This window comes from Actinomadura logoneensis (genome assembly GCF_003428695.1).
Classification (GTDB): domain Bacteria; phylum Actinomycetota; class Actinomycetes; order Streptosporangiales; family Streptosporangiaceae; genus Spirillospora; species Spirillospora logoneensis.
Map to the genome: position 1 here is coordinate 1 of NZ_QURH01000997.1, position 11145 is coordinate 11145.

Here is an 11145-nt window from a genome sequence, read left to right on the forward strand (position 1 = left end):
CGGCGGCAGGCGGGCGGGCGGCGGCAGGCGGGCGGCGGCAGGCAGGCGGGCGGCGGCAGGCGGTTGACGGGACCCCGGGACCCGAGTTCGATGGAACGAACCGAACGCGACTCGGGTTTCCGGGGGTGCTGCTGGATGACGACGGCCACGGCGCACGACACCGACCTGTCCGACATCGCCTTCTGGGCCCGTCCGCCGGCCGCCCGCGAGGCCGCGTTCGCCGAGCTCAGGCGGCGCGACCGGCCGGCCTTCTTCCGCGAGCTCAAGCTGCCGTTCATCAGGCACGGGCCGGGCTACCACGCGCTGGTGCGGCACGCGGACGTGGTGGAGGCGAGCCGGACGCCGGAGGTGTTCAGCAGCGAGCCGTGCTCGAACAGCATCGCGGACCTGCCCGGCTACCTGGCCCGCTACTTCGGCTCGATGATCAACATGGACGACCCGCGGCACGCCCGGCTGCGCCGGATCGTCTCGCGGGCGTTCACCCCGCGCGTCCTCGCCCGCACCGAGGCCGACCTGCGCGCGAGCGCCCGCCGGATCGTGGACGGGCTGCTCGCGCGCGGCCCGGCGTCCGGCGACTTCGTCACCGACGTCGCCGCCCGCCTGCCGGTGCAGGTCATCTGCGACATGATGGGCATCGCCGAGGCCGACCGGGCGCTGGTGTACGACCGGACGAACGTGATCCTGGGGCTCGGCGACCCGGAGTACACCGGCGGACGCGAGTTCGCCCGCACCGGCGTCACCCGCACCGGCGTGCTCTACGGGCTCGCCGCCGGCCTGGCCGCCGGCTACGAGCTGAACCACATGGCGATGAAGCTGGCCCGGCGGCGGCGCCGCGCGCCCGCCGACGACCTGGTCTCGGCGCTGGTCACCGCGAACGTGGACGGCGAGTCGCTGACGGACCAGGAGATCGGCTCGTTCTTCATCCTGCTGGTGGTGGCGGGCAACGAGACGACGCGGAACGCCATGGCGCACGGGCTGAAGCTCCTCACCGACAACCCGGAGCAGCGGGCGCTGCTGCTGGACGACTTCGACGGCCGGATCGCGGGGGCGGTCGAGGAGATCGTCCGGATGTCGACGCCGGTGATCCAGTTCCGCCGGACGGTGACGCGCGACCACGAGATGAACGGCAACCGGTACCGCGCCGGGGACAAGGTGCTGCTGTTCTACAACTCGGCGAACCGGGACGAGACGGTCTTCGAGGACCCCGACCGCTTCGACATCCTGCGCTCGCCCAACCCGCACGTCGGGTTCGGCGGCCCCGGACCGCACTTCTGCCTCGGCGCGAACCTGGCCCGTCGCGAGATCACCGTCATGTTCCGCGAGCTGTTCGAACGCGTCCCGACGATCCGCTCCACGGGCGAACCCGACCGGCTCTACTCCAACTTCATCAACGGCATCAAGCACCTGCCCTTCACCTACTGACGCCGCCTCCCGCCGGGCCCACGACCTCGACGAACCAATCGACCTCCGACACGACCGACGCCGACCGAAGGGTGCGGGCATGGGAACGTTCGCGGTGACCGGATCGGCGTCCGGGATGGGCGCGGCGAGCGCCGCGCTGCTGGAGCGCGCCGGGCACACGGTCATCGGCGTGGACCTGCACGACGCGCACGTGGTCGCCGACCTCGGCATGCCGGACGGCCGCGCGCACGCCGTCGCCGAGGTGCTGTCCCTGAGCGGCGGACGGCTCGACGGCGTCGCCGCGATCGCCGGCGTCGGCCCGAGCGTCCGGGACGCGGCGGCGGTCATGTCGGTCAACTACTTCGGCCCGGTGGCGCTGCTGACCGGGCTGCGCGCGGCGCTCGCCGCGTCCGGCGCGGGCCGGGCGGTCGTGATCAGCTCGAACTCGGCCAGCACCGTCCCGCTGGTGGACGACGGGCTGGCCGCGCTCGCGCTCGCCGGGGACGAGGACGGCGCGCGCGAGCGGGCGCGCGCCGGACAGGCCGCCGCGCCCGCCGAGATCCTCGACTTCGCGCCCAGCATCACCGCGTACGCCACGTCCAAGCTGGCCGTCGCGCACTGGGTGCGGCGGACGGCCGTCACCCCCGAGTGGGCGCGGCGGGGCGTGCTGCTCAACGCGATCGCGCCCGGCGCGGTGCTGACGCCGCTGATGACGGGCTCCACCGGCGGCGCGGCCTTCGACGACCCTGACGCGTTCCCGACCCCGATGCCGCTGGGGGTCTTCGGGCAGGCCGAGGACATCGCGTTCTGGGTGCACCAGTTCCTGCGGCCCGAGGCGCGCTTCACCACGGGCGCCGTCCTGTACGTGGACGGCGGCACCGACGCGGCCATGCGCCCGGACGCCCACCCGTCCGCGATGACGTTCTGAGGAGACGACCGTGGCGACCACCGACCCCGCCCGCCTGCCCGACCCCGGATCCGCCCCTGGAATGACCGACCCGGCCAGCCCGCCCGGCCACCGGCCCGGCCCGGCCGGCGTCCCCGACGTGTTCGGGACCGCGCGGCTCGGCCCGCTGACCCTGCGCAACCGGACCATCAAGGCCGCCACCTTCGAGGGCATGTCCCGCGGCGCGCTGGTCTCCGACGAGCTGGTCGGGTTCCACCGGCGGCACGCCGCGGGCGGGGTCGGCATGACGACGGTCGCGTACTGCGCCGTCCAGCCGGAGGGACGCACCGAACGGGACCAGATCTGGATGCGCCCGGAGGCCGTTCCCGGGCTGCGGCGGCTCACCGACGCCGTGCACGCCGAGGGCGCGGCGGCGTCGGCGCAGATCGGGCACGCGGGGCCGGTCGCCAACGGCCGGTCCAACCGGGCGCCGTCACTCGCGCCCGTCGGGATGTTCAACCCGCAGAGCATGCGGCGGACGCGGGCCGCCACCGAGGACGACATCCGGCGCATCACGGACGCGCACGCGACCGCCGCGCGGCTGGCGATCGAGGCCGGCTTCGACGCCGTCGAGATCCATCTCGGCCACAACTACTTCGCCAGCTCGTTCCTCAGCCCCCGGATCAACCGGCGCGAGGACGGCTACGGAGGCTCGCTGGAGAACCGGGCGAAGGTCGCGCGCGGGGTGGCGCGGGCCGTCCGGGACGAGGTGGGCGACCGCATCGCCGTGCTGGCCAAGCTGAACATGGACGACGGCGTGCGCGGCGGACTGCGGCCGGAGGAGAGCGTCCAGGTGGCGCGGTGGCTGCAGGAGGACGGCTCGGTCGACGCGCTCGAACTGACCGCGGGCAGCTCGCTGCTTAACCCGATGTACCTGTTCCGCGGGGACGCGCCCGTCCGCGAGTTCGCCGCGGCCTTCCCGCAGCCGCAGCGGCTCGGCGTCCGGCTGGTCGGCAAGCGGTTCATCCGCGCCTACCCGTACCAGGAGGCGTTCCTGCTGGAGACGGCGCGGCGGTTCCGGGCGGAGCTGGAGCTGCCGCTCGTCCTGCTCGGCGGCATCACCGCGCGCCCCACGATGGACCTCGCCATGGCCGAGGGCTTCCAGTTCGTCGCGATGGCGCGGGCGCTGCTGCGCGAGCCCGACCTGATCGACCGGATCAGGGCCGAGCCCGCGACGCCGTCGCTGTGCGTGCACTGCAACAAGTGCATGCCGACGATCTTCAGCGGCACCCACTGCGTCCTCGCCTGACGCCCCTCCCCCGGACTACGTGAGCCCGAGGACGGCGGCCAGGCGTGCCCGGTGGACGCGCGGCGCGCCGAGCATGAGCTCGTCCGCCTTGGCGCGCTTGTAGTACAGGTGCGCGTCGTGCTCCCAGGTGAACCCGATACCGCCGTGCAGGAGCAGGTGGTCATTGGCGACCTGGAAGTAGGCGCGGCCCATGAAGGACGCGGCGAGCGCGGCGGCCTCCGGGAGCTCGTCCGGGGCCTCGTCCGCCGCCCACACCGCGTACCGGACGATCGACTCGGCCTGCTCCAGGACGCAGTGCATGTCCGCGAGCCGGTGCTTCACGCCCTGGAACGACCCGACATACCGCCCGAACTGGACGCGCAGCTTCGCGTACTCCACGATCGCGTCCAGGCAGCGCCGCATCCCGCCGAGCTGCTCGGCGGCGAGCAGCACGGCCGCGACGTCCAGCGCCCGGTCGACCGCCGCCCCCGCGTCGGGCGCGCCGAGCGGCCGGGCCGGAACACCGCGCAGGCCGAGCCGCGCCTGCGGACGCGTCGTGTCGAACGAGGCCAGCGGGGTGACGGTGAGGCCGGGCGCGTCCGGCGCGACGGCGAAGACGCCCCGGCGGCCGTCCCCGGTCGAGGCGACGACGAGCAGCAGATCGGCGGACGGCCCGTCCGGCACCGGCTCGACCGCGCCCTCCAGGACCCACTCGCCCCGGTCCACGAGCCGCCCCACCGGCGGCTCCTCCCCCGGCGGCGCCACCACGGCGACCGTCTCCCCCGCCGCGACGCCCGGCAGGAGGTCCTTGGCGTCCAGCGCGACCAGCAGCGACGCCGCGACGGCCGCCGAGAGGTACGGGACGGGCGTCAGCGCCGCGCCCAGCTCCTCCAGGACCGCCGCGACCTCCCCGAACCCGGCCCCCGACCCGCCGTGCTCCGCGGGCACCGCGAGCCCCGCGAGCCCCAGCTCGGACGACATCCGCGCCCAGACCGCCCGGTCGTACGGCTCGTCCGCCGACTCCGCGATCTCGCGCACCCGGGACATCGGCGCCCGGTCCGCCAGGAAGGACCGCACGGCCGCGGCCAGGTCCCGCTGCTCCTCGGTCGGGATGAGCCTCACCGGCCGTCCTCCTTCGCCTGCGTGCCGACCTTCAGCGCCTTGTACGGGATGTTCCGGTCCACCTGCGGCTCGCGCGGCAGGCCGAGCACCCGGTCGCCGATGATGTTGCGCATGATCTCGTTGGTGCCGCCGCCGAGCGCCATGCCCGGCGCCCAGGCCAGCGCCCGCGCGATCGGGCCGTCCCCCGTCAGGCACTCCGGACCGAGGATCTCGCTCGCCAGGTCGGCGCCCGCCATCGTCAGGTCGGCGAGCAGGAGCTTGCTCACCGACCCGCGCGCGCCCGGCTGGATCCCCGCCCGCACCTCCTGCGACATCCGCGCGTTGAGCAGGTCGAAGGCGCGTTCCCGCAGGTAGAGGTCCAGCAGCAGGTCCCGGACGCCCGGCTCGCCGAGCAGGCCGCGCTCGCGGGCGGCGGTGCGCAGCGCCGCGAACGACGCCGGACGCTCGGTGCGCGCCGCGCCCATCCCGATCGACACCCGCTCGTGCAGCAGGGTCGTCACGGCCGCCGACCAGCCGCCGTCCACCTCCCCGACCACGTTCTCCGCCGGGACGCGGACGCCGGTGAAGAAGACCTCGTTGAAGTGCGACTCCCCGGTCATGTCGCGCAGCGGCCGGACGTCCACGCCGGGGTCGTGCATGTCCACCACGAACATCGTGATGCCCTGGTGCTTGGGGACGTCCGGGTCCGTGCGGGCGATCAGCAGACCGAGGTCGGCCTGCCGGGCGACCGACGTCCACACCTTCTGCCCGTCGACCACCCAGTGGTCGCCGTCCCGCACCGCCCGGGTCTGCAGGGACGCCACGTCCGACCCCGCGCCCGGTTCGGAGAACATCTGGCACCAGATCTCCTCGCCGCGCAGCAGCGGCCGGACGTACCGGCGCTTCTGCTCCTCGGTGCCGAGCGACAGCAGCGTCGGCCCGCACATGCCGAGGCCGATCCCGAACACCCCGACGGGCAGCGGGAGGTCGGCCGCGGCCTGCTGGAACGCGCGCTCCTCGGCCGCCGTCAGGCCGCGTCCGCCGTACTCGACGGGCCAGGTGATCCCGACGTAGCCCGCGTCGTACAGGTCGGCCATGAACGCGCGGCACTCCGCCAGGCCCGGATCGGGCGGCAGGTCGGCCGTCCGCTCGGCGAGCCAGGCGCGGGCCCGGCTGCGGTACTCGTCGAGATCCGTCACGGGGCGGCTCCTCCCGGGGGACGACGCGGACGCGCGGGACGCGCGCCCCCGCACGGGCCGCCGCCACGCGTGTCAGTACGCGCTTACGCTAGCCTCCGAACCTCGTTCGGTCACCCCGTACCCTCGGGCCCGCTTCCGCGCCTCCTCCCCGAAGCCCCACGAAGCCGCGGGCTCCGCCGGAAACGCCGCCGCGGGTTCCCCCGGAAGCGCGTGCAGGCTTCACCGGAAACGCGTCGGGGTCCCTCGGGTGGACCGAGAGACCCCGACCGGGCGAGAAAGCGCCCGGGCCGGAGGACCGTCCGGGCCAGACGACCGTCCGGCTTAGACGAACGTCCCGGTTAGACGAACGTCCGGGCTAGGCGAACGTCACCGCGACCGTGAGCGCGCCGTCGGCGCGGCCGTCCAGATCGAGTTCGGCGATGCGGCCCGCCGCCCGGAGGTCGTCGGCGACCTCGGCGAGGTCGCGGGCGCGCTCGCCCGTGACCGACGCCCGCGACAGCTCGGTGCGCATGGAGACCTTCGCGTCCGACTTGGCCTTGCGGACCTGGCGCAGCGCCTCCGCCGCGACGTCCAGCAGGGACGCGTCGCCGCCGTCCGGCAGCTCGGCCGCCGTGGGCCAGGCGGCCCGGTGGACCGAGCCCTCCTGCCACCACGACCAGACCTCCTCCGTCACGAACGGCAGGAACGGCGCGAACAGCCGCAGCAGCACCGACAGCGCCCGGTTCAGCGCCGCCCGCGCGGACGCCGCCTTCGCGTCCGTCCCGTACGCGCGCTGCTTCACCAGCTCCAGATAGTCGTCGCAGAACTGCCAGAAGAACCGCTCGGTGCGCTCCAGCGCCCGCGCGTAGTCGTAGGACTCGAACGCCTCGGTCGCCTCCGCGACCAGCCCGCGCAGCGCCGCCAGCATCGCCAGGTCGCCGGGGTACCAGACCTCGTCGGCACCGGCTTCGACACCGGCACCGGCACCGGCACCGGCGTCCAGCGGCTGGTCGGCGAAGCCCAGCACGAACTTCGACGCGTTCAGGATCTTGATCGCGAGCCGCCGGCCGACCTTGATCTGCCCGGTGTCGAACGCGGTGTCGGTGCCCGGACGGCCGCTCGCCGCCCAGTACCGGACCGCGTCCGAGCCGTACTCCCGCAGCAGCGCGATCGGCGTGACGACGTTGCCCTTGGACTTGGACATCTTCTTGCGGTCCGGGTCCAGGATCCAGCCGGCCAGCGCGGCGGCCTTCCACGGCAGCGACCCGTTCTCCAGGTGGGCGCGGACGACCGTGGAGAACAGCCAGGTGCGGATGATGTCGTGCCCCTGCGGGCGCAGGCTGTAGGGGAAGACGCGGGCGAACAGGTCGGGGTCGCGCTCCCAGCCGCCCGCGATCTGCGGGGTCAGCGAGGACGTCGCCCACGTGTCCATGACGTCCGGGTCGCCGGTGAAGCCGTCCGGCTTGCCGCGCTGGTCCTCGGTGAAGCCGGGCGGGACGTCCGACGCGGGGTCGACCGGCAGCGCGTCCTCGGACGGGACGATCGGCTCGCCGTAGACCGGCTCGCCCGACGCGTCCAGGCGGTACCAGACCGGGATCGGGACGCCGTAGAACCGCTGCCGGGAGATCAGCCAGTCGCCGTTCAGGCCCTCGACCCAGTTCTCGTACCGGGCGCGCATGTACGCCGGGTACCACTCCAGCTCGCGGCCCCGCTCCAGCAGCTCCGCGCGCAGCTCCGGCCCGCGCCCGCCGTTGCGGATGTACCACTGCCGGGTCGTGACGATCTCCAGCGGCCGGGAGCCCTTCTCGAAGAACTTCACCGCCCGGACGACCTTCCGCGGCTCCCCCTCCAGGTCGCCGGACTCGCCGAGCAGCTCCAGCATCCGCTCGCGCGCCGAGTGGACGGTCTTCCCGGCCAGCTCGGCGTAGGGCTCCGCCGGGACGCCGGCGGGCGGGTCCGCGACGAACCGGCCGTCCCAGCCGACGACCGCGCGGGTGGGCAGGTCGAGCTCGCGCCACCAGGTGACGTCGGTGACGTCGCCGAACGTGCAGATCATCGCGATGCCGGACCCCTTGTCCGGCTCGGCCAGCCGGTGCGCCAGGACCGGGACCTCGACGCCGAACACCGGCGTGCGGACGGTCGTCCCGAACAGCTCCCGGTACCGCTCGTCGTCCGGGTGCGCGACGAGCGCGACGCACGCGGGCAGCAGCTCCGGACGCGTCGTCTCGATGTGCACCGGCCGGTCGCCCGCGTGGAACCGCAGCCGGTAGAACGCGCCGGGCTGCTCGCGGTCCTCCAGCTCGGCCTGCGCGACGGCCGTCCTGAACGTGACGTCCCACAGCGTCGGCGCCTCCGACAGGTACGCCTCGCCGCGCCGCAGGTTGCGCAGGAACGCCTTCTGCGAGGCGGCCCGCGCGTTCTCGCCGATGGTCGTGTAGAGCAGGCTCCAGTCGACCGAGAGCCCGACGCGGCGCCAGGTGTCCTCGAACGCCTTCTCGTCGATCTCGGTCAGCCGGTCGCACAGCTCGATGAAGTTCCGGCGGCTGATCGCGACCTGGCGCTTGGCGTCCGGCTTCTCCGGCGGCTCGAACGACGGGTCGTACGGCAGGGACGCGTCGCCGCGGACGCCGAAGTGGTTCTGGACGCGGCGTTCCGTCGGAAGGCCGTTGTCGTCCCATCCGATCGGGTAGAAGACCTCCTGGCCGCGCATCCGGCGGTACCGGGCGATCGTGTCGGTGTGGGTGTAGGAGAAGACGTGTCCGACGTGCAGCGAACCGCTGACCGTGGGCGGCGGCGTGTCGATCGAGTAGACCTCGCCGGCCGGACGGGACCGGTCGAACCGGTAGGTGCGGTCGTCCTCCCAGCGGCGTACCCACTTCTCCTCCAGGCCGTCCAGGGAGGGCTTGGAAGGGACGCTCGGGGTACGCGGTGGGATGTTCATGCACCAATGCTATTGACCGCGAGGTACGGATCGGTTCGTTTTTCCGCCCGTCGCGCCCCGGCGTGCGGCGTCCGGCGGCGCGGACGGGTCCGATAGCGTCGAGACAGAAGAGAAACGGGAGGTATCGATGGCGGACAAGGGTGACCTCGGCTGGCGCGTGATGGCCGGGGCCGCGGCCTTCGCGGGCGGCTTCGTCGCCAAGAAGGCGATCACGATGGCGTGGAAGAAGGGGACCGGTAAGGAGCCGCCGACCAACCCCGAGTCGCCGGAGGTCGCGATCAGCGAGGCCGTCGCCTGGGCCGTGCTCATGGGCGTCGGGGTGGAGGTCGCGCGGCTGCTCGCCACCCGCGCGGCGGCCCGGCAGTGGGCCAAGGGGACGGGCGTCCTGCCGAGCCAGCTGCGCGCCGACGTCTGACCCCGCCCGGCAGGGCATTGGACGAATCGTCCAGTATCGTGGTCGGTCCCCCGGCGACGAAGGGACCGACCACGATGCCGCTCGACCGGACGCTGCTGGACCGGACGCTGCTGGACCGGATCCGCCTGCCCTTCGAGGACGAACTGCGCGCCGAGCGCTTCCGGCTGATCGAGACGCTGGACGGGCTGTCCGACGACGACTTCGACGCCGGCACGACGCTGTGCACCGAATGGGCCCCGCGCGACGTCCTCGGCCACGTCATCGGCCTCGACTACTTCCTCGGCTCGTACCTGCCGTTCGGCCCGCGGATCAACGCCGCCAACCAGGCCCAGGCCGACCGGGCCCGCGCGGTCCCGCGCGACCGGCTGATGCGGTGGGCCCGGCACTGGGCCGACCACCCCAGCACCACCAGCCGGATCGGCGCGCCCGTCCTGCTCGGCGACCTCGGCGTCCACCACCAGGACGTCCTGCGCGGCCTCGGCCTCACCCGGCGCGTCCCGGACGGGACGGCCACCGCGATCTTCCGCGAGGGACTCCAGCTCAGCCTGTGGCTGAACCGGCGCGTGCTGCGGCACCGCCTCGAACCGACCGACGGCCACCGCCCGGTCGCCCTCCCGACCGCCAAGGACGGCCCGGTCGTGCGCGGCACCCGCGAGGCCCTGGGCATGTGGCTCTGCGGTCGCGACTCCGTCGCCGCCGAACTCGAGTTCGCCTGACCGCCGCGCCGCCCCGCGCGTTCCGACGAGCCCGCGCCGCAGCACTGGAAACCGAGACCAGCGCCTGAGCGAACGCGCTGGATGAGCACCCCGGACGAGCGCGAAACGAGCGCCCCGGACAAGCGCTCTGGACGGGCGCGGGACGAACGCCCCGGACGGGCGCGGGACGAACGCTCCGGACGGGCGCGGGACGAACGCTCCGGACGGGCGCGGGACGAACGCTCCGGACGGGCGCGGGACGAGCGGCCTGAAAGGGCGAAGGCCCGCCCGGGGTGTCCGGGCGGGCCTTCGTTGTTCGCTCGCTTCCGGCCGGGAGTGGCCGGAGACGGTCGAGGGGGGCGACCAGGGAGCGGCCGGATGGCGGCCGGGGGTCAGCTCGGGAGACGGGGGTGTTCGCCGGGGAGTTCGGGGGCCGGGCCGCCGAGCTCGCGCAGGTCGCTGCGGATGCTCTCGGCGAGCTTCTTCGTGGCGGTCCGGTTCAGCGCGGCCCCGGCGGCGGCCCCGGTCAGGAACGGACCCATCGTCGACAGGCTGCGTCCGAGGGTGCGCAGCATGCGCTTGCGCAGCGCCGCCTTGGACGCGGCGCCGAGGGCACCGGTGAGGGAGCCGCCCTCCAGGGGGTTGATGCCGCGCTGCCGGGCCCAGGCCGTCGCGAACGCCGCGGCCCGGGCGGCGCCGGACCCCTGCACCCGCACGTCGTAGACCTCGTGCAGCTCGGCGATCATCTTCACCTCGATCGCCGCGACCACCAGCGTCTCGGCGGCCAGCTGGGCGGGGGCGGACAGCAGCAGCGGAGGCGCGGCGAACTCGACGGCCGCCAGCGCCCCGCCCGCCGCGCCCACGGCGGTGGTGGTGTTGACGGCGACCCGCACCACGCTGTCGGCCAGGGCCTCCCCGGTGAGACCGTGGTGGTGGGCCGTCAGCGTGGCCCGGTCGCGGATCGGCACGTGCGGGACGATCGCGGCGAACAGGTCGGCCAGCCAGCGCCCGCGCGCCACGCCCTTGGCGCCCGCGGCGCGGGCGTTGGAGGCGAGGAGGCGGGTGAGCCGGGCGAGCAGGCGGCCGCGGGTCTCGCGGTCCATCCCCTCGTCGGCGGCGAGCCGTCCGACCAGTTCGCCGATCTCCCGGTCGGTCCCCGGACCGACCGGCTCGGGCGCCCCGGGGGACGCCGCACCGGGCGCGGCGACGGACGCCGCGTCGGACGTCCCGCCCGGTGCGG

Annotated in this window: 9 protein-coding genes; 5 read left to right on the forward strand and 4 right to left on the reverse strand. The window is 74.4% G+C overall.

Annotated elements, in window-relative coordinates:
* Positions 1-135 precede the first annotated feature (135 nt).
* From DZF91_RS34120 to DZF91_RS34130, 3 genes are all read left to right on the forward strand, one after another.
* Entirely contained in the window at positions 136-1422 is a 1287-nt protein-coding gene (locus DZF91_RS34120) for a cytochrome P450 (protein WP_117361160.1), read from the forward strand.
* Between the two features lie 79 nt (positions 1423-1501).
* Positions 1502-2329: an SDR family oxidoreductase gene (locus tag DZF91_RS34125; protein WP_117361161.1), complete on the forward strand. Its 828-nt coding sequence runs from the start codon at positions 1502-1504 to the stop codon at positions 2327-2329.
* A 10-nt stretch (positions 2330-2339) separates the two neighbouring features.
* Positions 2340-3596, forward strand: a complete 1257-nt coding sequence (locus tag DZF91_RS34130) for an NADH:flavin oxidoreductase (protein ID WP_235834764.1) — start codon at positions 2340-2342, stop codon at positions 3594-3596.
* A 15-nt stretch (positions 3597-3611) separates the two neighbouring features.
* Here DZF91_RS34130 and DZF91_RS34135 read toward each other — a convergent pair whose 3' ends face one another.
* The 3 genes from DZF91_RS34135 to valS form a co-directional block, all read right to left on the reverse strand.
* Entirely contained in the window at positions 3612-4697 is a 1086-nt protein-coding gene (locus tag DZF91_RS34135) for an acyl-CoA dehydrogenase family protein (protein WP_117361163.1), read from the reverse strand.
* A complete protein-coding gene (locus DZF91_RS34140; protein WP_117361164.1) occupies positions 4694-5875 on the reverse strand; it encodes an acyl-CoA dehydrogenase family protein in 1182 nt (393 codons plus the stop codon). The genes DZF91_RS34135 and DZF91_RS34140 overlap by 4 nt, the downstream gene beginning before the upstream one ends.
* 355 nt (positions 5876-6230) lie before the next feature.
* The gene (gene valS / locus DZF91_RS34145) at positions 6231-8795 is read right to left on the reverse strand and encodes a valine--tRNA ligase (protein WP_117361165.1); all 2565 of its coding nucleotides are present in this window, start codon (positions 8793-8795) and stop codon (positions 6231-6233) included.
* Between the two features lie 127 nt (positions 8796-8922).
* On the opposite strand from valS, the gene DZF91_RS34150 reads away from it, so the two are divergent.
* Positions 8923-9210, forward strand: a complete 288-nt coding sequence (locus tag DZF91_RS34150) for a DUF4235 domain-containing protein (RefSeq protein ID WP_117361166.1) — start codon at positions 8923-8925, stop codon at positions 9208-9210.
* Positions 9211-9284: 74 nt separating this feature from the next.
* Positions 9285-9926, forward strand: coding sequence for a maleylpyruvate isomerase family mycothiol-dependent enzyme (locus DZF91_RS34155; RefSeq protein ID WP_117361167.1), 642 nt, complete (start codon positions 9285-9287; stop codon positions 9924-9926).
* 371 nt (positions 9927-10297) lie between these two features.
* Here the strand turns inward: DZF91_RS34155 and DZF91_RS34160 are convergent.
* Positions 10298-11145, reverse strand: an 848-nt coding sequence (locus DZF91_RS34160; RefSeq protein WP_407920966.1) for a hypothetical protein, incomplete at its 5' end; no start/stop codon positions are given.